We start from the raw sequence: 26,019 nt of genomic DNA on the forward strand, positions 1-26,019 counted from the left end.
TCCGGTCTCAGGAAGCGGCCGGAGCCGGAAGCCGGCTCACAGCCCCGAGTAGGAGTGCAGGCCCTCGAAGAGGGTGTTCACGATGAAGTAGTTGAACAGCACGCACAGGAAGCCGGCGATCGACAACCAGGCCGAGCGGGTTCCGGTCCAGCCGCGGGTAGCGCGGGCGTGGAGGTAGGCGGCGTAGACCACCCAGATCACGAAGGTCCACACCTCCTTGGGATCCCAGCCCCAGTAGCGGCCCCAGGAGTCCCGGGCCCAGATCGCACCGGCGGCGAGAGTGAAGGTCCAGAACACGAAGCCCACGCTGTTGAGGCGGTAGGCGAAGTTCTCCAGCGTCTTGGCCGAGGGCACCGAGCGCATGAAGGCCCAGCCCGGATCGCCGCCGGCGAGGATGCGCCGCTCGCGGCGATCCTGGATGAGCTGCAGGACCGACATGGCGAAGGTGACCGCGAAGATCGCCGAGGAGGCCACCGCGATCGAGACGTGGATGATCAGCCAGTAGGACTGCAGCACCGGCTGCAGGGGCGAGACGGGCGTGGGATGGGCGATCGTGGCCATGGTCAGCAGCAGAGTGACCAGACCGGAGATCATCACGCCCACGAAGCGCAGGTCGCGGCGGATCAGCATGATCAGGTAGATCCCCGCGATGATCAGGGCTGACGTGGTCGAGAACTCGTACATGTTGCCCCACGGCACGCGCTGGGCGGCGATCGAGCGGGTCACCACGGCCACCACGTGGATGGCAAAGGCCATCACCATGAGCACGATCGCGGCACGCGCGGCCGGACGGCGCTCGGAGGTCCCGTAGCCCATGCGGGGGTCGGCGACCTGCCCCTCGAGCTTCTCGGAGGCGCCCCGACGGCTGCCGGCGCGGCTGCCCGCCCCGGAGTCGTTGCGCTCATCGCGCTCGTCGGCCTCCGAGTGCTCCGTCGCGGAGGCGGGCGACGACCCGCCGGCGGCGCCCACGAGCTCGCGGCTGCGGGAGGTGCTGCGGGTGGCCGTGCGCTTCTCGGCCTCGCCCAGGGTCTTCGAATGCGAGGCCATGTCCCAGGCGAAGCAGATGAAGACGCAGAGGTAGACCAGGGCGGCCAGGAGCATGAACAGCTCCGACCAGGTCCCCAGCGCCGTGTTCACTTCAGTGCTCATGCTCGTGATCCTCCCACCTTCGAGGCGCCGGGCGCCTCCGCATCCTCATCGACATCGTCTGCGACGCCGATGTGCTCCCATTCACCGCTGAACAGCTCGTGCAGCGCCTCGTCCTCGGACTCCAGCCGCGGGTCCTCCCCGCGGGCCAGCAGAGCGTACTCCAGGACCGCGCGCGGCCCCTCCGGGGTCTGCTCGGTGCGCACGCGCACCCAGGCTCGGCGCCGCACGATGAACAGCGACATGATCAGCCCGGCGAAGGCCAGGAGGAACGAGACGAAGACTCCCGCCGTGCCCGGATCATAGTTCACATCCAGTCCGACGTAGCGCTCGGTGCCCAGGTACTCGATCTCTCCCAGCCCGTTCGGCAGCTCGGCCTTGGGGCTGGCCTCCGAGAGCACCAGAGGGCCCTCCGGGGTGGCCGCGGATGCCTCCTCCTTGAGGCCCTCGACGTCCAAGACGTACACGTTCTGCGGCGTGCCGCTGTCGAGTCCGAGGTCCCCGGAGTAGAGCGAGAGCACGAGCGCGGGGTTGCCGAGGTCCGGATCGATCGAGGTCAGCTGGCCCGAGTCCTCGTCGAGATAGGCGGTCGGCAGGAACGTGCCCGTGAAGCCGAGCTGCTCCGGCTGGGCGTCCGGGACCTTGAGCGTGAAGGCCGAGATGTTCGTCAGATCCTCGGGGACGGTGATGACGGGGCCCTCGTAGGCGACATCGCCGTCGCCGTCGGTGACGCGCACCGACGGGGCGTAGCCGTTGCCGATCAGGTACGAGCGCACGCCGTTCGAGGAGACCGGCTGATTGGTCGACAGCTTCTCCTGGCGCGGCTCGGCGTCGGGTCCGTCCTGGACGGTGACGTCGGCGTCGAAGCCCAGCGGCTGACCGTAGCTGCCGGGGTCCTCGGTGTCGCGGTTGTAGTCGATGTCGAAGTCGTCCACCGTCAGCGTGAACGGGGCCAGCCAGTCGGCGTCGAAGTTCGAGCCCGGGCTGAACGAGTCGTAGCTGATCAGCGAGTTCGCGAAGGTCTCCCCCACCGTGAGGATCTTCTGGCCCTTGAAGCCGAACATCGCGCCGAAGGCCATGAAGATCAGGATCCCGAGCAGGGCCACGTGGAAGAGGATGTTGCCGACCTCCTTCCACATGCCGCGCTCAGCACCCACCGATGGCGCCTCGGTGTCCATGTCGCGCAGGTGCACGCGGTAGCCGCGCTTGCTCAGCAGGGCAGCGCTGCGCTCGACCAGCTCCGCAGCCGTGGGCACCTCGCTGCCCTCGGCCCCGCCGATGCGCAGGCTGCGGTGCACGGGCAGCCGGGTGAACCGGCGCGGCGTGCGCGGGGGCTGGGCGCGCCAGGCCTGCCAGTGCTTGCGGGCGCGCGGCAGCACGCAGCCCACGAGCGAGATGAACAGCAGGAGGTAGATGGCCGCGAACCAGACCGAGGAGAAGACGTCGAACATCTGCAGCGCATCCAGGACCGGGCCCAGGCGCGGGTTGGAGGCGATGTAGTCGTTGACCGCACCGACATCCTGCACGCGCTGCGGGAAGATCGAGCCCGGCACAGCGGCCACCGCCAGCATCAGCAGCAGGAACAGCGCCGTGTTCATCTTGGTCAGCTGCGCCCAGGCCCAGCGCAGCATCCCGAGGGGCCCCAGCGCAGGGACGGCCACGTCCTGGCTCGAGCCTCCCCCGGGGTCCTTCTGCGCTGTGCTCACTGTGCTCCCTCGATCGCTGCGGGCGCCGCGCGCCCCCTTGTGCTCTTGCATGCCTGCGCCGTGCTCCTGTGCGGGAGCCGAGGCACCGTCCTGTGCGCTGTTCATGTCCGCCTCAGATCACCGGCACGAAGTCCTGGACCAGCTCCGACTGGATCCACGAGACGAAGGCCGTCCACACGCCGCTGACCATCAGCACTCCGATCACCACGAGCATCAGGCCGCCGAAGCGCTGCAGGGCCACCCGGTGCCGCTTGAAGAAGTCCAGGGCGCCCATGCCGCGGCGCAGCGCCAGGGCCGCGATCAGGAACGGGATGCCCATGCCCAGGGAGTACACGACGGTCAGCAGAGCAGCCTTGCCCACCGAGGAGCCGCCGCTGTAGGCCAGGGCCTGCACCGCCGCGAACGTGGGGCCGATGCACGGGGCCCAGCCCAGTCCGAACGTGATGCCCAGCAGCGGAGCGCCCCACAGCCCGGGCGGCGGGCGCCGCTCGATCTTCCGCTCGCGCTGCAGCGCACCGATCCCGCCCATGAACACGAGCCCCATGACGATCACGAGCGCCCCGAGCACGATCATGACCCAGCTCTGCCCGCGCAGCCACGGCAGCGCCCCCAGCTGCGCGAGCACGACCGACATCAGCAGGAAGACCAGGGTGAATCCGAGCACGAACAGCCCGATCCCCGCGAGCATCCGCCCGCGCTTCTGCTTCTGCAGGTCGATCCCGGTCAGCCCGGTGACGTAGCCCAGGTAGCCCGGCACGAGCGGCAGGACGCAGGGCGAGGCGAAGGAGACCAGCCCCGCCAGCGCCGCCACCGGCAGCGCGGCCAGCAGCGATCCGTCCAGGACGGTCTCGGCGAAGGGATTGCCGTCGATCACGAGCACCTCAGGCCGACGTGACGTCGTCGAGGACGGTGCGCAGGATCGAGGGGTCGGCGATGCCCAGGATCCGGGCGGCCACACGCCCCTGGGAGTCGAGCACCAGGGTGGTCGGCACGGCCTGCGGCGGGACGTGCTTGGACAGATCCAGCAGCACGCCTCCGTCGCGGTCCTCGAACGACGGGTACGGGATCTCGAAGGTGCGCTCGAAGGCCTCCGCGGTGGCCTGCTCGTCGCGCACGTTCACGCCGTAGAACGCGACACGGTCCTCGAAGTCGTGGGCGAGCTCGACCAGGTCCGGGGCCTCCTTGCGACAGGGAGCGCAGCCGGCGTACCAGAAGTTCAGCAGCACGGGGTTCCCGCGCAGCTGCTCGCCGGTGACCTCGGTGCCGTCGAACAGCGCGCCCTCGAAGTCCACCGGATCGGAGCGGTCCTCCTCGGGGTACTCGCTCACGGAGCCGTCCCCGGCGATGTATCCGGTGTCCCCGCCGGCGTTGGCCTGCTGCGCGAGGTCGTCCTCCTTGGCCGAGCAGGCGGAGAGCACCAGGGCCCCCAAGCCGGCTCCGCCCAGGCCCAGCAGCGCGCGGCGCGTGGGGCGGACCCGGGCGTCCTCGGCCGCGCCAGCGGCGCTGTCGACGTGCGGGCGGGCAGTGCGGGGAGGACGGATCACGATGCGCTCACCTGAGGATGGGGTTCGGAACGGACGAGGGGCGCGGGCTGTGCGGAGGGGCCCGCGTAGGCGCGGGCCATCATGACCCGGGAAGCTGGTTGACCCCTGAGTAGAGGTGCGCCGACGGCTCCGCATAGGTCACTGCGGGTCGGCGCCCGGAGTCGAGGTCAGTGAAGTGCAGGGAGGTCAGCGACCCCAGGTTGCACTGCCGCTTGCGGGGGTCATGCGGCAGGCGGCGGCCCTCGGCCGAGAGGCGGGTCAGCCAGATCGGCAGCTGGTGGGAGGCGATCACGGCCTCCGCGCCGTCGCCGCCGATCTCCACGGCCCGGCGCCCCGCCGCCAGCGCCGCCTCGGCCATGCGCGCCACGATGCTGCGGTACGGCTCGCCCCACGACGGGCGCAGCGGGTCGATCAGGTGCGGCCAGTGCACCGGCTTGGCCAGCTCGGCGGCATCCACGTGGAGGCCCTCGAAGTGGTTCCAGGGCTCGATCACGCGCTCATCCGGGTGGATCTGCAGATCGAGGGCCTCGGCCACCGGCTGCGCCGTCTGGCGGGTGCGCAGCAGCGGCGAGGCCACCAGGTGCACGATCCGCGCGCCCTGCTCGTCGCGTCGCTGGGCCAGCGACTGGGCGGCGACCCGGGCCATCTCCTGGCCGCGCTCGGCCAGGCGGAACTCGCGCAGGCGGCCGTACACGATCCGGTCCGGATTGTGGACCTGGCCGTGACGCAGCAGATGGACGATCGCTGAGGACATGGGGGCCATCATCCCAGACCCGGGCACAGGGGTCGAATCGAGCCCGCTCAGGCCCCGCGCCGGACGAGCAGGCGCTCGAGCCTGCGCGGGTCGATCTGCCAGAAGTCGCGCTGCCGGCCGTCGATCAGCAGCACGGGGACCTCGATCTGCCAGCGCTGCGTCTGCTCGGACTCCGGCAGCTGCATGATGTCGGTCTCGGCCCACTCCAGGCCGTGGCGCTGGGCTGCGGCGGCGACGGTGTCGCGGGCCGCCTGGCACAGGTGGCACCCCTGACGGGTGATCAGCCGCAGCGGCGGCACGGAGAGGTCGATCTGCCCCGGGGTCTGCTCGGTCATCGTCCGATCCTATGACGAGGGCGCCGCGCCCCCTCCACGAGGCCGCGCGGCCGGCAACGCGGCGTCATGCGAGGCTGCTGCCGCGCACATGCCGAGGGGCCCCGCTCGCGAGAGCGGGGCCCCTGTCGGCTCACTGCCAGCAGGTCACTTCTTGTTGCGACGCTGGTGGCGGGTCTTGCGCAGCTGCTTGCGGTGCTTCTTCTTGGACATGCGCTTGCGGCGCTTCTTGATCACAGAGCCCATGGGCTTCCCTCACTTCACGTTTCGTTGGTCCGAACCGGCGCGGCGCGTCGGCGCGCTGCTGCCCGGCACGTCTGGCGCGACGGCCGTTCCGGTGCGCGACCGGGTGACGACGAGGCGGGCATGACCCGCCCAGTCGAGAATTCGTTCCCCGGAAGTCTACCTGCTATGCCCCGCAGGGTGGTATTCCGCCGGGGCCGACGCCCTCAGCCGCCGGTGGACTCCGAGTCCTCGGCGGACCGGGAATCCTGCGCTGCCGGAGCGGCGCTCGGCGAGCCGCCCGCCTGGTTCTGCTCGGCGCTGCCGCCCTCGGCATGCGGCGCAGCCGGCATGGCGCCGGTGGCGGCCTCCTTGACGGGGCCGTCGTGCGAGGCCCCGCGACCGGCGGCCGCCGCCTGGACCAGTCCCCCGGCCCGCGACGACGCGCGGCCCGGCTCCTGGCCCTCGTCCTCCGAGGCCCAGACCCGGCCCGAGGCCGTGGGCCCGGGGATCAGCCCCGTGGACACGGACTCGGGACCGCGCGTGCCGCGATCGGGATCCACTCCGGCCTCGACGTACTGGTACTCGATGTGCTCTTCGACCAGCCGGGCGGCCAGGTTGCGGTCCCCGGCGAGCACCGCCGAGAAGATCGCCTGGTGCTCGGCCCGGATGCGGTCCACGGTCTTGGACCACAGGGGCACATGGCCCACCAGCGCCATCGTGTACTCGTAGATGGAATCCCGCAGCGCCGACATCAGCGAGGCGACGAGGGTGTTGCCCGCCGTCTTCACCAGGGCGATGTGGAAGCTCACGTAGTGGTGGTGGAACTCCTTGAGGGAGATGTCATCGCGTGCCATCCCCCGCAGGATCGCTCGCAGCTCCGGCATGGCCGGGCTGCGGTAGTCCGAGCTGCGCAGCGCCCAGGTCTCGAGCAGGACCCGCGTCTGCACGATGTCCCTCAGCGGATATGCCGCTGTGGCCATGTGCAGCTGCAGCGCGGGTCCTACCGAGGAGGCCGGTTCGCGCACGAGCATGGGCAGGATCGACTTGCGGCTCCCCTCGTAGAGCCGCAGGACGCCCTGCGCCTCGAGGATCTTGAGGGCCTCGCGCATGGTCCCGCGGCTCACGCCGAGGATCGCCGCGAGGTCCTTGTCCGACGGGAGCTGCTGTCCGAGGACCAGGTTCCCGTCGAAGAGCTCGTTCTCCAGCCATTGGAGGACTCGTCGATGTGTTGCCATGTGCTCAGCCTACGTTCATCCTGCCTGCTCAGATGACGCCCTGGGCCAGCATGGCGTCGGCGACCTTGATGAAACCGGCGATGTTGGCGCCCGCGACGTAGTTGCCCGGCTGGCCGTACTCGTCGGCGTGGGCCGCGCAGGTGTCGTGGATGCCCTTCATGATCTCGGTCAGGCGGGTCGAGGTGTAGTCGAAGGTCCACGAGTCGCGCGAGGCGTTCTGCTGCATCTCCAGGGCGGAGGTTGCCACGCCGCCGGCGTTGGCCGCCTTGCCCGGGGCGAAGAGCACGTCCGCCTCCTGGAAGATGTGCACGCCGTCGGTCGTGGTGGGCATGTTGGCGCCCTCGGCCACGGCCAGCACGCCGTTCTCCACGAGCTTGCGGGCATCCGCGCCGTTGAGCTCGTTCTGCGTGGCGCAGGGCAGGGCGACCTGCGTCGGCACCTGCCACAGCGAGGCCTTGCCGACCTCGGTGAACCGGGCCTGGCCGCCGCGGCGCTGGACGTAGTCGTTGATGCGCCCGCGCTCGACCTCCTTGACCTCGCGCAGGATGTCCAGATCGATGCCGTCCGGGTCGTGGACGAAGCCGCTGGAATCCGAGGCGGTGACGACCTTGGCGCCCAGGCTCTGGGCGAGCTGGATCGCGTAGATCGCCACGTTGCCCGAACCGGAGACAGAGACGGTCTTGCCGTCGAAGTCGTCGCCCTTCGTCTTGAGCATCTGGCGGGCGAACTCGACGGTGCCGTAGCCGGTGGCCTCGGTGCGCACCAGGGAGCCGCCCCAGGACAGGCCCTTGCCGGTCAGGACGCCGGACTCGTAGCGGTTGGTGATCCGCTTGTACTGCCCGAACAGGTAGCCGATCTCGCGGCCGCCCACGCCGATGTCACCGGCAGGGACGTCGGTGTACTCGCCGATGTGGCGGTAGAGCTCGGTCATGAACGACTGGCAGAAGCGCATGACCTCGCCGTCGGAGCGGCCCGACGGGTTGAAGTCAGCGCCGCCCTTGCCGCCGCCGATGGGCATGCCGGTCAGCGAGTTCTTGAAGATCTGCTCGAAGCCCAGGAACTTGACGATGCCGAGGTAGACCGACGGGTGGAAGCGCAGGCCGCCCTTGTACGGGCCCAGGGCGGAGTTGAACTCGACGCGGAAGCCGCGGTTGATCTGGGTGCGCCCCTGGTCGTCGACCCACGGCACGCGGAAGATGATCTGGCGCTCGGGCTCGCAGATGCGCTCGAGGATGGCGGCGTCGAGCAGCTCCGGGCGACGTGCGACCACAGGCCCCAGCGATTCGAAGACCTCGTCGACCGCCTGGATGAACTCCTTCTCGCCCGGGTTGCGGGCGATGACGGTCTCGCGGACCGGCTGCAGCTTCTCGTGCACGATGTGCTCCTCTCCGGAAACGGGACCCTCGTCCCGACCAGAGGCGAGTCTGGCAGACGCAGCGCGCCCGTGGCGACCAGTGCGCTCGGTTGCCGCGGAAAACATGCGGCGGCCGGCATCCCCGGGACCGCTGCGATCAGCGGCGACGCCTGCGTAGCACCGAGGAGACCAGCCCGCTCACGCCGCGCCCGCGAGCCGGGGACTGCCCGTCCTGCACCGCGCTGAGCGGGTCCAGGCGCTGCGGCGCCGCCTCCTGGGCAGCTGATGCGGCCGGCGCAGCGGCCAGGGCGGCCTCCCCGACGACGGCCTCGTCGGCGGAGGCGGCCGGCTGCTGCGGGAAGCGAGCCTGCTGCGCGGCGGGACTGCGCTGCTCGACGGGCGTCTGCTCAGCGGGTGCCGCCGGCTGCGCGCCCTCCTGGGGCTCGGGCGCCTCCTGGCTCACGATCCGCACGGGCTCGGTGCTCTGCGCCGGCTCGAGCGGCTCGGCCGTCTCGACCGGTGACGCGCTCGATGCCGTCTCCCGGTGCTGCCTGCCGACCAGCTCGCGCAGGGCCTCGGCGGTCTCCAGCAGGGGCTCGGCCTCGATGCGGTAGAAGCGCTTCTGGCCCACGGCGCGCTGATGCACCAATCCGGACTCCCGCAGCACGCGCAGGTGCTTGGAGACGGTCGGCTGGGAGGCCTCCACCGCGGCGACGAGCTCCCCGACTGCCCGCTCGCCGATGCTGAGCTCCTCCAGCAGAGCGCGTCGCGTGGGGTCGGCCAGAGCGGTGAAGACGTCCTGAGTCATTCCAGGGATCCTACCGGGCGAGGACCCGAGAGCAGGCCAGCGCGCGGCCGGTCAGTCGTACCAGGGGTCCAGGCCCCACAGCGGGAACACAGCCCGCCGCGTGGCCATGACAACCCGGTCCGTGGGGTCGTCGGGGTCGAAGCCGACCTCCCACGAGCGCCACCACAGATCGACGTCATCGCCCATCGAGGGGTGGGGGTCGGTGCCGTAGGCCTCGCGGATGTGCTCGCGCCACGCCTCGGGAACGGGGCGGGCCAGTCCGATCGGATCTCCGGTGGCCACCGCGACCAGGTGCGTCCAGGACCGGGGCACGGCGTCGTAGCAGTCGTAGCCGCCTCCCCCGGTGGCGATCCAGCGGCCCTCGCACCAGCGATCCGCCTGCCGGGCCACATCCATCATGATCTCGCGCTGGGCGTCGACGCTCACGCGCAGGTGGGTGAGCTGGTCCCTGAAGTGGGAGTCGCAGCCGTGCTGGGAGACGATCGCCTCGGGGCGGAACTGCTCGATCAGCTGCGGCACGACCGCGAAGTAGGCGCGCAGCCACTGGGCGTCGTCGCTCATGGGCGGCAGGGCGATGTTCACCGCGGTGCCCTCGGCCTGCTCCCCTCCCAGCTCCGTGGCGAAGCCCGTGCCGGGGAACAGCGCCGCGCCGGTCTCGTGCAGGGAGATCGTCATGACGCGGGGATCGTCCCAGAAGATCGACTGGGTGCCGTCGCCGTGGTGGCCGTCCACGTCCAGGTAGAGCACGCGGGAGACCCCGCCCTCCAGGAGGCGATGGATGCCCACGGCGCAGTCGTTGTAGACGCAGAAGCCGCTGGCCCTGTCCGCGAAGGCGTGGTGCATGCCGCCGCTGAAGTTCACGGCGCGCACGGCAGAGCCGTCGAGCAGGGCCTGGGCCGCCTGCAGCGTGCCGCCGGCCAGCCGGGCGGAGGCCTCGTGGATGCCCGCGTATCCGGGGGTGTCCTCGGTGCCGAGGCCGCATTCGGCGATCTCCTTGCCGGGGTCATCGCTCACGGCGCGCACCGCCCGGATGTACTCGGCCGTGTGCGCCAGTCCCAGCTCGGAGTCCTGTGCGGCCTCCGGCACCTGGACGGCGACACCGGGACGGGAATCCAGCCCGAACTCCCGGACCATCCGCCAGGTGGCGTCCAGTCGCGACGGGTGCATGGGGTGGTAGTCGCCGAAGTCGTACTGGAGCAGCTGCGGGCTCCAGAACAGAGCGGTGGGTGTCGTCTGCGTCACAGACTCATTAGAACACTCCGGGCGACTCGGTCGGGAGCCGACGGCGGCACACGACGCCAACCGGGCACCAAGAGGTCCATACTGTGCGTGGATCCGAGCCGGATCCCGCCCCGCCGAGATGATCCTGGAGGCTCCACGGTGCGTGCCACCCTCGGGGCTTCTCCGCCCCAGACCGAGACCCGTCGGCTGCGCGATCAGCTGGGCGGGCTGCGCGATCTGCTCGACCGCGTGGCCCAGTCCTCCCCGGCCCGCCTGGCCGTGCTGGTCTTCGTCGGCGTGGCCGGGCTGTTCACCCTGCTGCTGTGGCTGCCGTGGTCCTCCCACGCAGGGCGCTCCACCACCTTCGTCGACGCCGCCTTCACCGCCGCCTCCGCCGTGACCGTGACGGGGCTGACCGTCGTGCCCACCGCCGATCACTGGTCCTTCACGGGCCAGCTGATCATCCTGGTCGCCGTGCAGATCGGCGGTCTGGGCACCCTGACCATGACATCGCTGCTGGCACTGGCGATCGGGCGCAAGCTCGGCCTGCGCTCCAAGCTGGTCACGCAGAACGCCATGAACGTCGGGCGCCTGGGCGAGGTCGGCTCGCTGCTGCGCACCGTGGCCGCGACCTCGATCGTCATCGAGGGGTCGCTGGCGCTGATCCTCACGATCGGGTTCCTGGTGGCCGGCGAGCCCATGCACACGGCTCTGTGGCACGGCATCTTCTACTCCGTGTCCGCCTTCAACAACGGAGGCTTCACTCCGCACTCCGACGGCCTGGTGCCCTACTTCACCGACTCCGTGCACGTGTGGCTGATCCTGTTCCCGATCAGCATGGGCGTGCTGATCGGCTCGCTGGGCTTCCCCGTCATCCTGGTGCTGCGCCAGGTCGGCTGGCTGCGGTTCTCGCGGTGGAACCTCAACACCAAGGTCACCGTGGTCACGACGCTCGGCCTGATGCTGCTGGGCTGGGTCCTGTGGGCCGGGCTGGAATGGACGAATCCGGCCTCGATCGGCGACGAGTCCCCGGGGCAGAAGATCTTCAACGGCTTCTTCGCCTCCGTCATGATGCGCTCCGGCGGCTTCAACATCGTGGAGATGGCGGATCTGCAGCCCGTCACGCTGCTGCTCACCGACGCCCTGATGTTCGCCGGAGGTGCGCCGGCCTCGACCGGCGGCGGCATCAAGGTCACGACCTTCGCCGTCGTCGTACTCGCGATCCTGGCGGAGGCCCGCGGCGATCAGGCCGTCCTCGCCTTCCATCGCACCATCCCCGACGGCGTGCTGCGCATCGCCATCTCCGTGATCGCCATGAGCGCCACGATCGTGCTGACAGCTGTCGGGATCCTGCTCGTGCTGACCGGCGAGCCGCTGGAGCGGGTGCTCTTCGAGGTCGTCTCCGCCTACGCCACCTGCGGGCTGTCGGTAGGGCTCTCCGGGGAGATGGGCGCGGCCGGCAAGGCGGTGCTGATCGTGGTGATGTTCATCGGGCGCATCGGCACGACTACCGTGGCCACTGCCCTGGCGCTGCGATCGAGCCAGCGCCTGTACCAGTACCCCGAGGAGAGGCTGATCATTGGGTGAGCATCGCCACCGCGGCAGAAGCCATGCCGTGCCCGTGCTGGTCATCGGCATGGGCCGCTTCGGCACCGCCACCGCCCTGCAGCTGGCCTCCCAGGGCCGAGAGGTCATGGGCGTGGAGCGCGACCACACCCTCGTGCAGAAGCTCGCCGGCCAGCTCACGCACGTGGTGCAGGCCGAGGCCACGGACATCGACGCCCTGCGCCAGCTGGGCGCCGCCGAGTTCACGCAGGCGGTCGTGGGCGTGGGCACGTCGATCGAGTCCTCCGTGCTGATCACGGCGAACCTGGTGGACCTGGGCGTGGGCAGGATCTGGGCCAAGGCGATCTCCAAGGCCCACGGCAAGATCCTCTCCCGCATCGGCGCCCACCACGTGATCTTCCCGGAGGCCGATGCCGGACGGCGCACCGCCCACCTGGTCTCGGGGCGCCTGCTGGACTACATGGAGTTCGACGACGACTTCGCGATCGTCAAGATGCACCCGCCGCGCGAGACCCAGGGATTCACGCTGGCCCAGGCGGATGTGCGCGCCAAGTACGGCGTGACGGTCGTGGGCGTGAAGGCGCCGGGAGACGACTTCAGCTACGCCACCCCCGACACCACCGTGACCGCGCGCGACACCCTGATCGTGGCCGGGCACGTGGAGCTCATCGAGCGCTTCGCCGCCCGGCCCTGAGCCAGGTGGCGCGACACCGCGAACCGAGAGGAGCCCGGCATGGGCGAACGACGGCGCATCGGAAGACGACGCCTCCTGACGGCTGCGGCGATCGTCCTCGTGCTGGCCGTGGCGGTCACCGCGGGCATGCTCATCCGGCAGGACCGTCTGCGCAACTGCTGTCAGGCGCGCTTCCCGTCTCCGGGAGAGACCGCCCAGCCCGCAGCGGCGCTTCCCGAGCCCGGGATGCCCGAGATCCTGGAGGAGCAGCGGCTCTCCGACCGGACGACCCGCTACCGGCTCTCCTCCGAGCTGGTGCCGGCCGAGCAGACCCAGGACGGCCCCTCGGCGGTCGTGACCCTTCCCCGGGACTACGACGAGACGCGCGACTACCCCGTGGTCTACCTGCTGACGGGCACCGACGCCGGGGCCTCCTCTCGGGACTGGTACGACCGCGCCGCCCTGGAGGACTCCCTGGGGGATCTGCAGGCGATCACCGTGGCCCTCGATGACGGCGCGTACGGCTGGTACACCGACTGGACCGGACCCACCTCGCAGCCGCAGGGCTGGCGCACGCACCATCTCGAGGAGGTGCTCCCGTGGGTGGATCAGCGCTATCCCACGATCGCGTCCCCGGAAGGGCGAGCGGTCGTGGGCGCCTCCGCCGGCGGCTACGGCGCCATGGCCTACGCCGAGGACCGCCCCGATCTCTTCGGCGCCGCGGTGTCGATGTCCGGGCTGCTCAGCTTCGACGCGACCGCCGATCGGAAGCTGCTGCTGGGCGAGGCCGAGGCGGCCACAGGCGAGGGCTCGGACCTCTTCGGCGACGGACAGCGCACCACCCGCGCCGACTGGGAGTCCCACGACCCGTCCCGGCACACGCAGCCGCTGTCCGGCATGCCGATCTGGCTGTACTCCGGCTCCGGCGAGGAGTTCGAGGCCCAGCTGCAGAAGACCACCGCGGCCTTCGAGACCAGCGCGGAGTCGTCCGGGGCGCGGGTGAGCACGAGCACCTACGAGCAGATGATCGAAGACGGCGCGCCCATGCCCGCAGGCACCTGCTCGGCCGGGCACGAATGGACGTGCTGGTCGATGGCGCTGCGCTCGGTGTCCCCGCAGCTGCAGGAGCACTTCGACCGCGCCGGCTGAGTCGTCGGGCCCGCAGACGCCTGTGCCCGGAATCTGCCGGGCACAGGCCGATCCACCGGCTCCGGGCAGGACTCAGTCCGCGTACTCCTGCTCCATCTCGTCGCCGCGTGCGGCCGAGGCCTGGACCGCGCGGGCCACGAGGTCCTCGATGCCGCTGTCCAGGAACGTCTCGATCGCCCGCTCGGTCGTGCCGTTCGGGCTGGTCACGGCCTTGCGCAGGGCCTCGGGATCGGCGTCCGGCGCCTCGAGCAGGCGTCCTGCGCCCGAGACGGTCTGCTTGGCCAGGGTCCGGGCGGTCTGCGCCTCGAGGCCCAGGCGCTCGCCGGCCTTCTGCATCATCTCGGCCAGCAGGAAGACGTAGGCCGGGCCGGAGCCGGACACACCGGTGACGGCGCTGATCTGCTCCTCCGGGACCTGCACGACCACGCCCACGGCGGAGAGCACCTCCTCCACCGCAGCTGCCTGATCCTCGGTGACGTGATCGCCCGCCGTCAGGGACAGCGCGCCGTGCCCCACCGAGGACGGGGTGTTGGGCATGCTGCGCACGATCGGCTGCCCCTCGGGCAGATGCCCGGCCATGGCAGCCATGTTCACCCCGGCAGCCACGGACACGACGACGGTGGACGGGTCCAGGGCCGGGCGGATGTCATCGCACAGCTCGAGGATCGCGTAGGGCTTCACTCCCAGCATCACGATGTCCGCACCCTCGACGGCCCGGCGGTTGGCCTCGGCGTCCGCCTCCGAGGACAGGACCTGCACGCCGGTCTCCTGGGAGAGCCGATCGCGGGACTCCTGCGAGCGCGTGGTGGCGCGAACGCGCCGGGCAGGCACTCCCGAGGCCAGGACGCCGCGCAGGATGGCGCCGTTCATGGAGCCGCTGCCCAGGAAGGCGATCACGGGCTCGGCGCTCGAGCGCTCGGTCGATGCGGATGCGGTCTCGGTCATGAGAGGTCCTCTCGTGTCTCGGATGCTTCTGGCATCCACCCTAGGAGGCGCCTCAGACGCTGTGCGAGCCCCGCCCCTCAGGGCCCTCGGTCGGCTCTGCGGGCCCTGCCCCGGCACCCTCCGCCGACTGCGCGGCCCCGAGGGCCATGTGGGTGCGAGCGAAGTCGAGGGACTCGGCGAGCATGGCATCGCGGGCCTCGTCGTCGTCGGCGCCGCGGGTGTTGATCTCCACGCCGATGACGCCCTCCCAGGAGCTGGCGCCCAGCAGCTGCAGGGTCTCGGCCACCGGCTGCTCGCCGTGCCCGGGCACCAGGTGCTCGTCCGAGGTGCCGCCGTCGTTGCCGTCGGTGAGGTGCACGTGGCCCAGCCGCGGCAGCAGCTCGCGGACGGCAACGAGCGAGTCGACCTTGGCGATCGAGGCGTGGGAGAAGTCCCAGGTCACCCACTCGTAGTCGAAGCGGCGCGGGTCCCAGTGCGGGCGGTACATCTGCAGCTCCCGGCCGCCCACGCGCCAGGGATACATGTTCTCCACGGCGATCTTCACTCCGGTCATGTCGCCGACGGCGCGGATGCCCTCCACGAAGCTCTCGGCGTACTTGTGCTGCCAGGCGAACGGCGGGTGCGCCACGACCACCTCGGCACCGACCTCCTCGACCATCTTGGCGGCGAGCTGGATCTTGGTCCACGGCCTGCCCCAGACCTGCTGGGTGAAGAACAGGGTGGGCGCGTGGATGGCCGAGATGGGGATCTGGTAGGTCTGCACCGCATCGAGCAGCTCGTGGGTCAGCTGCGTGGTGCGCTGATGCGTGACCAGCACCTCCACCGAGTCGTAGCCCAGCTCGCTGGCGGTGCGGAAGACCTCGGGCATGGAGCCCAGGAACAGGCAGCTCGAGGACATGGCGACATGGGTGCTCATGCGTGGGCCTCTCGTCCGATCAGGCTGTGGGGCGGGTTCAGGACGGTCTCGGGATCGGCGCCGAGCCGGTCCATGCGCCGCAGGATGAGGCCCTCGCGCAGGGCCCACGGGCAGATGTCCAGGCTCGGGACCCCGAGCATGTCCATGGCCGTCTCTGCCGCGATGCCTCCGGCCAGCATCTGCTCGGCGCGGTTCACGGAGACCCCGGGCAGGTCCGAGCGCTCCTGGACGGTCATGGCCTCCATGCGCCGGGTCCACAGCCGCAGGTCCTGCAGGTGCATGGTCCGCCGCACGAACTGGCCCGCCCCGGAGGGGGCGGCGCCGCAGATGCGGGCCAGGGAGCGGAAGGTCTTGGACGTGCCGACCACGAGATCCGGGGCGCCCTGCGCCAGGATCGTCTCCACGGCCGGCTCCAGGGTGCGCCGCACGTGCTTGCGCAGGGCCTTGACCTCGCTGGGCCGCACCGGGTGCTGCGTGAGGAAGCTGCGCGTGAGGCGCCCGGCGCCCAGGGGCGTGGACACCGCCGCCGCCGGAAGCCCGTCGTGGCCGATGGCCATCTCGAAGGACCCGCCGCCGATGTCCAGATCCAGGATCGTGCCCGAGCCCCACCCGGACCAGCGGCGCACCGCGGAGAACGTGACCGCGGCCTCCTGATCCCCGGAGATCTCGGTCAGGGTGACCCCGGAGCGCGACTGCACGTGATCGAGCACATCGGCGCCGTTGCCGGCCTCCCGGATCGCCGAGGTCGCGAACGCCAGCAGATCCTCCGCCTCGTGCTCGGCGGCGATGTCCCGGGCCTCGATCACGAACGCGGTCAGCGCATCGCGGCCCTCGTCCGAGATGCATCCGGCCTCGTCCAGGTACTGGACCAGGCGCAGGCTGACCTTGTGATCGGCGAAGGCCTCGGGCCGGGAGCCCGGGTAGACGTCAAGCAGCAGCAGATGGACGGTGTTGGACCCGACGTCCAGGACTCCCAGGCGCATGCTGGCTCCTTCAGGTGATCGATCGGTCGACCGAGCGGGAGCCGCCGCGGGCCCCGCCGCGGGCTCACGAAGACGCGGAGGTCTTCTTCCGGGTGCCCGCGCGCTTGGTCGTGGAGGCCCCGGACGGCTTCTTGGCCCGGGAGCCCGACGACGATCGGGTGGTCTTCTTGGCGGCCGGGCCCTTGGCGCGCTTCTCCGAGAGCAGCTGGGAGGCTCGCTCGGCCGTCATCTGCTCCACGGACTCCGAGCGCGGGATGGTCACGTTGGTCTCGCCGTCGGTGATGTACTCGCCGAAGCGCCCGTCCTTGATGATCATGGGCTTGTCCGTGATCGGATCCGTGCCCAGGTCCTTCAGCGGCGGCTTGGCGGCACCGCGCCCCCGCTGCTTCGGCAGGGCGTAGATCCGCTGTGCCTCCTCGAGGGTGATCTCGAAGATCTGCTCCTCGCTGGACAGCGACCGGGAGTCCGAGCCCTTCTTGAGGTACGGACCGTAGCGCCCGTTCTGGGCGGTGATCATCTCGCCGTCCTTGTCGGCGCCGACCTCCCGCGGCAGCGAGAGCACCTTCAGGGCGTCGTCGAGGTCCACCTCCTGGATGTCCATGGAGGACAGCAGCGAGGCCGTGCGCGGCTTGGGCTTGTCGATCTTCTTGGGCTTGGGCTTGCCGTTCTTGTAGTACTCCGTGGGGATCGCGTCGAGCTCCTCCTGCGTGGGCTCGGGGATCACCTCCGAGACGTACGGGCCGTAGCGGCCGTCCTTGACCACGATCGTGCGCCCGGTCTGCGGGTCCTGCCCGAGCTCGCGGCCATCGGCTCGCCCGATCTCCATGAGCTCCTCGGCCTTCTCGGCGGTGAGCTCATCGGGGGCCAGGGTGTCCGGGACGTTGGCGCGCACGGGGTCCGTGACCTCGCCGGTCTCCGGATCGACCCCGCCGCCGGACTCCAGGTACGGGCCGTACTTGCCCACGCGCAGGTCGATCGTGTCCGTGACCTTCAGCGTGTTCAGCGCCCGGGCATCGATCTCGCCGAGGTCGTCGACGATGGCCTTGAGGCCGTCGTCGGGCTCGTCCTCGCGGCCGAAGTAGAACCGCTGCAGCCACTGCGTGCGGTCCTCCTCCCCGCGGGCGATGCGGTCCAGGCCCTCCTCCATCTCGGCCGTGAAGTCGTAGTCGACGTAGTCGCTGAAGTGCTCCTCGAGCAGCCGCACCACGGAGAACGCGGTCCACGACGGGATCAGGGAGGTGCCGCGGACCTTGACGTAGCCGCGGTCGGTGATCGTGGAGATGACGGCGGCGTAGGTCGACGGACGCCCGATGCCGAGCTCGTCCATGGCCGCCACGAGCGAGGCCTCCGTGTAGCGGGCCGGGGGCTTGGTGCTGTGGCCCTCGGCGGCGATCTCCTGGGAGGTGAGGGCGTCGCCCTCCTCCATCTGCGGCAGGCGGCGGTCCTTGCGACCCTTCGCCTCGCCGTCCTTGCCCTCGGCGGTGTCCGGGGCCTCGCGGTAGGCCGAGAGGTAGCCGTTGAACGTGATCACGGTGCCGGAGGCGCTGAACTCCGCCTTGCGGCCGTCGGTGCTGGTCGCGGCCAGGCGCAGGGTCGCGGTGAAGCCCTTGGCATCGGCCATCTGCGAGGCGACGGTGCGCTGCCAGATCAGCTCGTAGAGCTTGAACTCGTCCGCCGACAGCGAGCCGCGGACCTGATCCGGGGTGCGGAAGGAGTCGCCGGCGGGGCGGATGGCCTCGTGGGCCTCCTGCGCGTTCTTGGACTTGTTCGCGTAGCTGCGCGGGGCATCCGGCACGAAGTCCCCGCCCCACAGCTCCCGAGCCTGCTTGCGAGCCGCGCTCACGGCCTGCTGCGACAGCGCGACCGAGTCGGTTCGCATGTAGGTGATGTAGCCGTTCTCGTACAGGCGCTGGGCCACCTGCATGGTCGAGCGCGACGAGAAGTGCAGCTTGCGCGCGGCGTCCTGCTGCAGCGTGGAGGTCGTGAACGGGGCCTTGGGGCGCGAGAGGTAGGGCTTGGTCTCCTGCTGCGCGACCGTGAAGTCGGCCTCGGACAGGCCCTCGGCCAGCGAGCGGGCCTGCTGCTCGTCCAGGTGCGCGACGGCCTCCGGCTTGCGCAGCTGCCCGCGGTCGTCGAAGTCGCGGCCGGTGGCGACCTTGCGCCCGTCCACGCTGGACAGCCGCGCCTGGAACGCGCTGCCGGCGTCGGGCCCGGAGACCGGGGCGAACTCGCCGGTCAGGTCCCAGTGATCGGCTGTCACGAACGCCATGCGCTCGCGCTCGCGCTGCACCACCATGCGGGTGGCCACGGACTGCACGCGCCCGGCCGAGAGCCCGGAGGAGACCTTGCGCCACAGCACTGGGGAGATCTCGTAGCCGTAGAGGCGGTCCAGGACGCGGCGGGTCTCCTGGGCGTCGACCAGGTCCTTGTCCAGCTCCCGCAGCTCGCCGAAGCCGCGCTCGATCGCCTCGCGGGTGATCTCGGGGAAAGTCACGCGGTAGACCGGGACCTTGGGCTTGAGCACCTCGAGCAGGTGCCACGCGATGGCCTCGCCCTCGCGATCGCCATCCGTGGCGAGGTAGAGGGCGTCGCTGTCCTTGAGCTTGCGCTTGAGCTCGGCGACCTTCTTCTTCTTGTCCGTGCTGACCAGGTAGTACGGGTCGAATCCGGACTCGACGTCCACGGCGAACTTGCCGTAGGGACCCTTCTTCATCTCGGCGGGCAGGTCCGAGGGCTGGGCCAGATCCCGGATGTGGCCCATGGAGGAATCGACCTCATAGGCGTCGCCCAGGTACCCCGCGATGGTCTTCACCTTCGAGGGGGACTCGACGATGAGCAGGCTCCTGCCTGATCCCGGGTTCTTCTGGGCCACGGTCGCTCCTAGGGGATGGGGACACCCCGGCCATCCTCCGCGCCGGAAGCGCGGGAGCCGGGAGGCTGCGGTGGACGAGCGCTCGCCCGTCCGATCGCCCCCACCATATAGCCGCCGCCGGACAGCCCCCGACACACGGGGTCGCGCCCGGTCCTCCGGGCCGGCGCCGTCCGCGGATCCGGCCGCTCCCTCAGCAGACGACAACGGCCCGAGGGGATCCCCTCGGGCCGTGCAGGTGGAGCAGAGGCGCTGCGGCGTCAGTCCTGGCCGTCGTCCTCGGAGTCGTCCGCGGGTCCGACAGGGAAGGAGCGGCCGTGGATCTGATCGGGCTCGATCACCACGAAGACCGGCTTGAAGCTGCGCACCCAGGTGCGCAGTCCCAGCGATTCGGCGAGCTCGCGCTCCTGCGCGTCGTCCACGCGGCGAGCCCGGCCCTGCAGCACGACCGAGGAGACGCGCAGCCTGTCCTCGTCCCGGTGATCGGCCTCGAAGGCGACCTGGTCGTTGACGGTCAGAGCGGCGAGCTTTGAGCCCGGAGCCGTGCGGAACCACAGCTTCTTGCCGTGGACCACGAAGTTGACGGGGAAGATGTCGACGAAGCCGCCGGCCTGCACGGCCAGGCGTCCGAAGGGCTCGTCGTCGAGCAGCTGCCACATCTCATCACGGGTCAGGTCGCGGTACGGGTTCTCTGCAGTCATGCCTGCCATCCTCCCACCTCGGAAGCCGAGGCGGTAGGCGCAGATCAGGCCCGGACGGCCCCGGCGCGGTCCTCGGCGGCGGCATCCTCGGCAGCCGGCTCCAGGAAGCCGTCGACCAGCAGGCTGCGGGTCTGCGCCAGCAGATCCAGCGCCTCCTGCGAACGCTGCCCGGCGGGAGCCTCCCACCCCAGCAGCATGCCCAGGGCCTCGACGATCTGCCCGACGCTGAGCTCGCCGTCGCAGGCGCCCATCAGTCCGGCAGCTGCCGAGGTCAGGACCGCCGTGCGCTGCAGGCCGGCGCCCTGCCGGACGAGGATGACGGCCGGGTCCTCGGCTCCCGGGCGCCCGTGGCGCTCCTCGGTGACGTGCTCGGGCACCTCCAGGTGCAGCTCCTCCCAGGCCGAGCCCAGGCGCTCCAGCTCGAGCTCCCTCCGCACGGCCTCTGCAAGCACGCCGCCGACCGGCTGCTGAACCGGGTGGCCGATGTGCTCGAGCCTGCGGCGGACGGGGCTCGTGCGCCCGGCTGCGGGGCGATCCAAGCGCACCCACCCGAAGCCGACGCCGGCGACCCCGCGGGCCTCGAAGTCGTCCAGGTACGCCGCGTAGGCCTTCTCCCACCGCTGCTGCTCGAGGTGCTCGGAGGCATCGCGCAGCCAGGTCTCGGCGTAGGCCTGCGGGGACTCGATCTCGCGCTGGATGACCCAGGCGTCCAGCTGCGCAGGGATCCAGCCCTCCACACGCCGCGACCAGGCGCGCTCCAAGCTGCCTCCGCCGCGCTCGACGTCCTCGGCCCGGATCTCCCAGTTGCCCAGCAGGTGCGCGCTGCCACCCGGGGCGAGCACGGATCCCAGATCGCCGAGCAGCTCGGCCACGAGGGCGTCGCCCTCCCTGCCGCCGTCGCGGTAGGTGTAGCGGGAGGAGGCGTCCTCGCCGGGCGTGCGCGGGGTGATGACGAACGGCGGGTTGGACACGACCAGGTCGAAGGACTCGCCCGCGACCGGCTCGAGCAGCGAGCCCTGCCGCAGCTCGATGCGCCGTTCGAGGTCCCAGGGGTCCAGGCGCAGGGCCTGGGCGTTGAGCACCAGGTTGAACCGGGCGAAGGCCAGGGCGCGCTCGGAAAGGTCGGTAGCGACCACGCGATCGACCCAGCGCAGCAGGTGGAAGCTCTGCACGCCGCAGCCGGTGCCCAGATCGAGCGCGACGGCCGCCGGGCGCGGGTCCGTGATCTGCACGAGGGTCTGCGAGGCGCCTCCGACGCCCAGCACATGGTCACGGCGCAGCGGCGCGCCCGGGCGCTGGAACGCGCTGTGGTCGGAGGCGATCCACAGGTGGAAGCCGTCGTCCGCCTGGTGGACGTCCAGGTCCACCAGGCTGCGGACCTGCCCGTGCGCGGCCTCCACCAGCCGGAGGTGCTCGAGGTCCTGAACGCGGATGCCCGGCAGGGCCGCCTCGAGATCACCGGAGCCTACGGGGCGTGCCAGCAGCAGCAGCTCGACGAGCACGGCCAGACGACGATCGGCCGACGGCGCCGTCTCCGCCGCGGCCTCGAGGCGGCGGAGGACTCGAAGCGCGGGGACCGCCTGATCGCGGGCCAGGGCCTCTGCGGCCTCCGTCCCCAGCAGCTCGGCGATCCGCTCGGCGCGGAAGCCAGCGTCCTCGAGAGCCAGCCCCAGGCGGGCCAGCAGCGCGGGGTCATCCGAGCGGGGTGCCTCTGGGACATCCGCGAAGTCGGGGGTGCGGGCGGTCTCGTGCGCTCCCGTGCTCATGCGCCCTCCTGGGTGCTGGTCGACGGATCGGTCGGGCGGGCGTCCCCGGTCTCGGGGGCCGCAGCCGGTGTGGAGGAGCTCTGCCCGGAGTCGGCCTCGGGCGGCAGAGGGGCGCCGGTGCGGGCATCCCGGCAGCCATCGGGGCAGCGCAGGCCCGGGCCGTCGCGGTGAGCGGCCCGGTGGTCCTCGCACATCAGCAGGCGACGGTGGCAGCGGGATCGGGCGCAGTTCTCGAAGCGCCGGGCGTCGGCGCCGCAGAGGTCGCACTGCCCGATCACGGCGGCGTCCTCGGAGAACTCGAGGGCCCCGCGGTCGTCGAACACGGCCAGGGAGCCCTGCCACAGCCCGGCATCGCCGCGGGCCTCGCCGTAGCGCACGATGCCGCCGTCGAGCTGGTAGACCTCGCGGAAGCCGCGGCGGCGCATCATGGCCGAGAGGAACTCGCAGCGGATCCCGCCGGTGCAGTAGGTGACCACGGGACGGTCCTTCAGGTGGTCGTAGGCCCCGGAGTCGAGCTCGGCGGCGAAGTCGCGACTGGTCTCCACGTCCGGGACCACGGCTCCCTGGAAGCGCCCGATCCGGGCCTCCCATGCGTTCCGGCCGTCGAAGAGCACCAGGTCCTCGCGCTGAGCGACCATGTCATCGAGCTGCTGCGGGCTCACGCGCATGCCGCCGTCGACCACGCCCTGCTCGTCCACGGCGACCTCGTCGGGGGCGCCGAAGCCCACGAGCTCTCGGCGCACCTTCACCGACAGCCGCGGGAAGTCCGCGGCCGAGCCGTCCGACCACTTGAGCTCGAGGTCGCGGAAGCCGGGATGGCGCCGGGTGGCCTTGGCGTACTGCTTGAGAGCGCCGACCTCCCCGCCGACCGTGCCGTTGAGACCCTGCGGGGAGACGATGATGCGCCCGCGCAGGCCCCATCGCTCGCACAGGGCCTCCTGCCACAGCGCGATCGCCTGCGGATCCGGCAGGGCGACGATCCGGTAGTGGAGCAGGATGCGTTCGACAGTCACCGCACCAGGCTAGCCGTGCAGCAGCCGGCCGTGGACGGCTCAGCCCTGCAGCGAGAAGCGCCTGCCCGTGACCTTGTACGGGTCGATCTCCACGACCTCGAGCTTCACGGTGTCCAGCCACGGGCGCAGGTCCAGGCGCTCGAAGCGCTCGAGGTCCTTCGGGTCCGTGAGCGTGCGGGCATGGCCGCGCACGATGACGGACCAGGCCTGGCCTCCAGCCACGTGATCGACCTCGAAGGCGACCTGCGAGTTCAGGGTCAGGCGCAGCAGCTTGGAGCCGCGGGCCGAGCGGAAGTAGAGCTTGCCGTCATCCGCGATGAAGTTGACCGGGGTGATCTCGATCTCGTCGCCATCGCGAGTGCCCAGGCGTCCGAAGCGGCTCTCGCCCAGCAGCTCCCAGCACTGCTCGTCGCTCAGCGGCTCGGCCGGGGCCTGATCCTGTGGGTCGTCGTGCTCCGGCATGGGGTCGGGGTGGAGGATGTCCTTGTCCATGGCCTCATGATGGCCCGCTACTGCCGACTGCGGCGAGGACTTGCCCGGGGTTTCTGCCGCGGGTCCCGCTGAGCTCGTCGTCCCCACGAGCGCGCGGCGTGCGCGCACCGGACCGGTGCGCTGACGCCGGCCTGCCGCGGTGGGACAATGCGCGGATGCACGAGCCCCATCCCCTGCTCCCGCTGCTCGGTCGCGGCGCGGACCCCGAGCAGGTGCGCCATGTCCGCGAGCTGCCGGGACGCGAGGCCGAGACCGCTGCGTGGCCGGAGACGATCCACCCCGATGTGGTGGCGGCCTACGGCGCCATGGGCATCGACAAGCCCTACGCCCATCAGGCCCGTGCCATCCGCGCGGCCGGCGAGAGCCACGTCATCGTGGCCACCGGAACGGCCTCCGGCAAATCGCTGGCCTATCAGGCGCCCGTGCTCTCCAATCTGCACCGCGGGCGGCTGGCCGCGCGCAGGGCACCGGGCAGGCTCCAGCACCCCGACGAGGCCACCGCGCTCTACCTCTCCCCCACCAAGGCCCTGGCCGCCGATCAGCTCAGCGCTCTCGAGGGGCTCATCCGCCGCGGCGGCGGGCCCGACGGCGTCGGCCTGGACGTGCGCGCGAGAACCTACGACGGCGACACACCCGTCTCCGAGCGGCGCTGGATCCGCGATCACGCCGATGCCGTGCTGTGCAATCCGGACATGCTCCATGCGGGCGTGCTGCCCAACCACCAGCAGTGGTCGCGATTCCTGCGCCGGCTGCGCTGGGTGATCGTCGACGAGGCCCACGTCTACCGCGGCGTGTTCGGCTCCCACGTGGCCGTGGTGCTGCGCCGGCTTCAGCGGGTCGCCGCGCTCTACGGCGCCGCTCCCGTGTTCATCGGCGCCTCGGCCACCTCGGCGCGGCCGCAGGACTCGTTCGCCCGGCTGATCGGGGCTCCGAGCGAGGAGGTCACCGCGATCCGCGAGGACACTTCACCCCATGGACCGGTCACGGTCGTGCTGTGGGAGCCCGAGCAGTCCGGGGCCGAGGGCGAGAACGGCGCACCCGTGCGGCGCAGCGCCGTGGTCGAGGCCGCCGAGATGCTCACCGACCTGGTGCTGCGCCAAGTCCGCACCCTGGCATTCGTGGGCTCGCGCCGCGGCTCGGAGACGATCGCGCAGATCGCCCACCGCCAGCTCGAGGAGGTCGAGCCCGGCCTGGCCCACCGCGTGGCCGCCTACCGCTCCGGCTACCTCCCCGAGGAGCGCCGCGAGATCGAGCAGCAGCTGCGCGACGGACGGCTGCTCGGGCTGTCCTCGACGTCCGCGCTCGAGCTCGGCATCGACATCGCCGGGCTCGACGCCGTGCTGGTGGCCGGCTGGCCCGGCACGCGCAGCTCGTTCTTCCAGCAGATCGGCCGCGCCGGCCGCGCCGGGCAGGACGCGCTGGCGGCGTTCATCGCCCGCGAGGACCCTCTGGACACCTATCTGGTCAACCATCACGAGGCGCTGTTCGACGATCCCCTCGAGGCCACGGTCTTCGACCCCGGCAACCCCTACGTGCTGGCTCCGCACCTGTGCGCCGCCGCCGCCGAGACGCCGCTGCGGCCCCAGGAGCTCGAGCTCTTCGGCCCCGGCGCCCCCGCGATCGTGGCGGCTCTCGAGCAGGCCGGGCGCCTGCGTCGTCGTCCCACGGGCTGGTTCTGGACCCATGCAGAGGACCCAGCGGGCATGGTCTCGATCCGCGGCGACGGCGGCGGGCCCCTGCAGATCATCGAGACGGACACCGGCCAGCTGCTCGGCTCGATCGGCACGTCCCAGGCCCATCAGCAGACCCATCCCGGGGCCGTGTACGTCCACCAGGGCAGGTCGTACCTGGTCGATGACCTGGATCTGGAGCATCACCTGGTCTCGGTGACCCGCGCCCAGCCCGACTTCTGGACCTCGGCTCGCGAGGTCACCACCGTGTCCGTGATCGAGGAGGAGCGCAGCCAGCAGTGGGGCCCGGTGACCGTGCGCTTCGGGCAGGTGCAGGTGACCTCGCAGGTCGTGTCCTTCCAGCGCAAGGCCGTGCCCGGCAACGAGGTGCTCGGCGAGGAGCCGCTCGACCTGCCTCCCACCGACCTGCGCACACGCGGGGTCTGGTTCACCGCGCCGGGATCGGAGCTGGCGGCCGCCGGCATCGAGGAGCCGGATCTGCCGGGGGCCCTGCACGCCGCCGAACACGCGATGATCGGGCTCCTGCCGCTGCTGGCCACCTGCGACCGGTGGGACGTCGGCGGGCTGTCCACCGCGCTGCACGCCGACACCGAGCTGCCCACGATCTTCGTGCACGACGGCCACCCCGGCGGCGCGGGATTCGCCGAGCGCGGCTACGACGTCGCCCGGCGGTGGCTGCAGGCCACCCGGGACGCCATCACGGCTTGCGGGTGCGAGGCCGGGTGCCCGTCGTGCGTCCAGTCGCCCAAGTGCGGCAACCGGAATCAGCCGCTGGACAAGCAGGCGGCGGTGCGGCTGCTCGACGCCCTGCTCAAGGCCGCGCCGGTGGCCGAACCGCAGGAGTGAACCGGCGCTGCGCCCCGCGATCCCTGCGAGCGCGAGACCTGGCCCCGCTGCCGGTGCCAGACTGGGAGCCCGAATCGATTCTGG

23 protein-coding genes are annotated in these 26,019 nt (G+C 71.2%); 4 read left to right on the top strand and 19 right to left on the bottom strand.

From position 1 onward, the window contains the following. Window positions 1–36: 36 nt before the first annotated feature. From ccsB to FFS25_RS02490, 11 genes are all read right to left on the bottom strand, one after another. Entirely contained in the window at window positions 37–1,149 is a 1,113-nt protein-coding gene (ccsB, locus tag FFS25_RS02440; RefSeq protein WP_058871853.1) for a c-type cytochrome biogenesis protein CcsB, read from the bottom strand. Further along, window positions 1,146–2,852 carry a cytochrome c biogenesis protein ResB gene (gene resB / locus FFS25_RS02445; RefSeq protein ID WP_249933734.1) on the bottom strand — a complete coding sequence of 569 codons (1,707 nt, stop codon included), beginning with the start codon at window positions 2,850–2,852 and terminating at the stop codon, window positions 1,146–1,148. Before resB ends, ccsB begins: the two co-directional genes overlap by 4 nt. 112 nt (window positions 2,853–2,964) lie before the next feature. Next, window positions 2,965–3,723, bottom strand: a complete 759-nt coding sequence (locus tag FFS25_RS02450; protein WP_058871900.1) for a cytochrome c biogenesis CcdA family protein — start codon at window positions 3,721–3,723, stop codon at window positions 2,965–2,967. Between the two features lie 10 nt (window positions 3,724–3,733). Next, entirely contained in the window at window positions 3,734–4,396 is a 663-nt protein-coding gene (locus tag FFS25_RS02455) for a TlpA family protein disulfide reductase (protein WP_137801799.1), read from the bottom strand. A 79-nt stretch (window positions 4,397–4,475) separates the two neighbouring features. Beyond that, window positions 4,476–5,150, bottom strand: a complete 675-nt coding sequence (locus FFS25_RS02460; RefSeq protein ID WP_171004071.1) for a histidine phosphatase family protein — start codon at window positions 5,148–5,150, stop codon at window positions 4,476–4,478. A gap of 47 nt (window positions 5,151–5,197) precedes the next feature. Then, window positions 5,198–5,485, bottom strand: a complete 288-nt coding sequence (locus tag FFS25_RS02465) for a glutaredoxin family protein (RefSeq protein ID WP_024289862.1) — start codon at window positions 5,483–5,485, stop codon at window positions 5,198–5,200. 144 nt (window positions 5,486–5,629) lie between these two features. Next, window positions 5,630–5,728 (bottom strand): 30S ribosomal protein bS22, encoded by a 99-nt coding sequence (locus FFS25_RS02470; protein WP_009882927.1) that lies wholly within the window; start codon window positions 5,726–5,728, stop codon window positions 5,630–5,632. Window positions 5,729–5,931: 203 nt separating this feature from the next. Further along, complete coding sequence (locus tag FFS25_RS02475; protein ID WP_249933735.1) at window positions 5,932–6,942, bottom strand: FadR/GntR family transcriptional regulator; 1,011 nt, start codon at window positions 6,940–6,942, stop codon at window positions 5,932–5,934. A gap of 28 nt (window positions 6,943–6,970) precedes the next feature. Further along, the gene (gene gdhA, locus FFS25_RS02480) at window positions 6,971–8,317 is read right to left on the bottom strand and encodes an NADP-specific glutamate dehydrogenase (protein WP_058871856.1); all 1,347 of its coding nucleotides are present in this window, start codon (window positions 8,315–8,317) and stop codon (window positions 6,971–6,973) included. A 136-nt stretch (window positions 8,318–8,453) separates the two neighbouring features. Beyond that, on the bottom strand, window positions 8,454–9,104 hold the full coding sequence (locus FFS25_RS13510) for an ArsR/SmtB family transcription factor (RefSeq protein ID WP_212742703.1): 651 nt from the start codon (window positions 9,102–9,104) through the stop codon (window positions 8,454–8,456). Window positions 9,105–9,155: 51 nt separating this feature from the next. After that, on the bottom strand, window positions 9,156–10,346 hold the full coding sequence (locus tag FFS25_RS02490; protein WP_171004072.1) for an acetoin utilization protein AcuC: 1,191 nt from the start codon (window positions 10,344–10,346) through the stop codon (window positions 9,156–9,158). Window positions 10,347–10,484: 138 nt separating this feature from the next. On the opposite strand from FFS25_RS02490, the gene FFS25_RS02495 reads away from it, so the two are divergent. From FFS25_RS02495 to FFS25_RS02505, 3 genes are read left to right on the top strand one after another with little or no spacing between them, the layout of a single operon-like run. Beyond that, on the top strand, window positions 10,485–11,912 hold the full coding sequence (locus FFS25_RS02495) for a TrkH family potassium uptake protein (RefSeq protein WP_137801800.1): 1,428 nt from the start codon (window positions 10,485–10,487) through the stop codon (window positions 11,910–11,912). Between the two features lie 28 nt (window positions 11,913–11,940). After that, window positions 11,941–12,585, top strand: a complete 645-nt coding sequence (locus tag FFS25_RS02500) for a potassium channel family protein (RefSeq protein ID WP_006213769.1) — start codon at window positions 11,941–11,943, stop codon at window positions 12,583–12,585. Between the two features lie 39 nt (window positions 12,586–12,624). Next, the gene (locus tag FFS25_RS02505) at window positions 12,625–13,713 is read left to right on the top strand and encodes an alpha/beta hydrolase (protein WP_137801801.1); all 1,089 of its coding nucleotides are present in this window, start codon (window positions 12,625–12,627) and stop codon (window positions 13,711–13,713) included. 72 nt (window positions 13,714–13,785) lie between these two features. Here the strand turns inward: FFS25_RS02505 and proC are convergent, their stop codons facing one another. The 8 genes from proC to FFS25_RS02545 all read right to left on the bottom strand — a co-directional run bounded on the left by proC (window position 13,786) and on the right by FFS25_RS02545 (window position 23,398). Further along, the gene (gene proC, locus FFS25_RS02510) at window positions 13,786–14,658 is read right to left on the bottom strand and encodes a pyrroline-5-carboxylate reductase (RefSeq protein WP_137801802.1); all 873 of its coding nucleotides are present in this window, start codon (window positions 14,656–14,658) and stop codon (window positions 13,786–13,788) included. A gap of 52 nt (window positions 14,659–14,710) precedes the next feature. Then, window positions 14,711–15,574: a sugar phosphate isomerase/epimerase family protein gene (locus tag FFS25_RS02515; protein ID WP_137801803.1), complete on the bottom strand. Its 864-nt coding sequence runs from the start codon at window positions 15,572–15,574 to the stop codon at window positions 14,711–14,713. Next, a complete protein-coding gene (locus tag FFS25_RS02520; RefSeq protein ID WP_137801804.1) occupies window positions 15,571–16,557 on the bottom strand; it encodes a Ppx/GppA family phosphatase in 987 nt (328 codons plus the stop codon). The genes FFS25_RS02515 and FFS25_RS02520 overlap by 4 nt, the downstream gene beginning before the upstream one ends. A gap of 64 nt (window positions 16,558–16,621) precedes the next feature. Beyond that, window positions 16,622–19,429, bottom strand: a complete 2,808-nt coding sequence (gene topA / locus FFS25_RS02525; protein ID WP_137801805.1) for a type I DNA topoisomerase — start codon at window positions 19,427–19,429, stop codon at window positions 16,622–16,624. Window positions 19,430–19,686: 257 nt separating this feature from the next. Continuing rightward, a complete protein-coding gene (locus FFS25_RS02530; RefSeq protein WP_249933736.1) occupies window positions 19,687–20,127 on the bottom strand; it encodes a pyridoxamine 5'-phosphate oxidase family protein in 441 nt (146 codons plus the stop codon). A gap of 44 nt (window positions 20,128–20,171) precedes the next feature. Continuing rightward, window positions 20,172–21,893: a DUF7059 domain-containing protein gene (locus FFS25_RS02535; protein WP_137801807.1), complete on the bottom strand. Its 1,722-nt coding sequence runs from the start codon at window positions 21,891–21,893 to the stop codon at window positions 20,172–20,174. Beyond that, window positions 21,890–22,906, bottom strand: coding sequence for an oxygen-dependent tRNA uridine(34) hydroxylase TrhO (trhO, locus tag FFS25_RS02540; RefSeq protein WP_137801808.1), 1,017 nt, complete (start codon window positions 22,904–22,906; stop codon window positions 21,890–21,892). The genes FFS25_RS02535 and trhO overlap by 4 nt, the downstream gene beginning before the upstream one ends. Before the next feature lie 39 nt (window positions 22,907–22,945). Further along, window positions 22,946–23,398, bottom strand: coding sequence for a pyridoxamine 5'-phosphate oxidase family protein (locus tag FFS25_RS02545; protein WP_137801809.1), 453 nt, complete (start codon window positions 23,396–23,398; stop codon window positions 22,946–22,948). A gap of 155 nt (window positions 23,399–23,553) precedes the next feature. Here FFS25_RS02545 and FFS25_RS02550 point away from each other — a divergent pair, with 155 nt between their 5' ends. Beyond that, window positions 23,554–25,935: a DEAD/DEAH box helicase gene (locus tag FFS25_RS02550; protein WP_137801810.1), complete on the top strand. Its 2,382-nt coding sequence runs from the start codon at window positions 23,554–23,556 to the stop codon at window positions 25,933–25,935. Window positions 25,936–26,019 lie beyond the last annotated feature (84 nt).

Origin of the sequence: Kocuria sp. 2SI, from assembly GCF_005502825.1 — a bacterium.
GTDB classification, from domain to species: domain Bacteria; phylum Actinomycetota; class Actinomycetes; order Actinomycetales; family Micrococcaceae; genus Kocuria; species Kocuria palustris.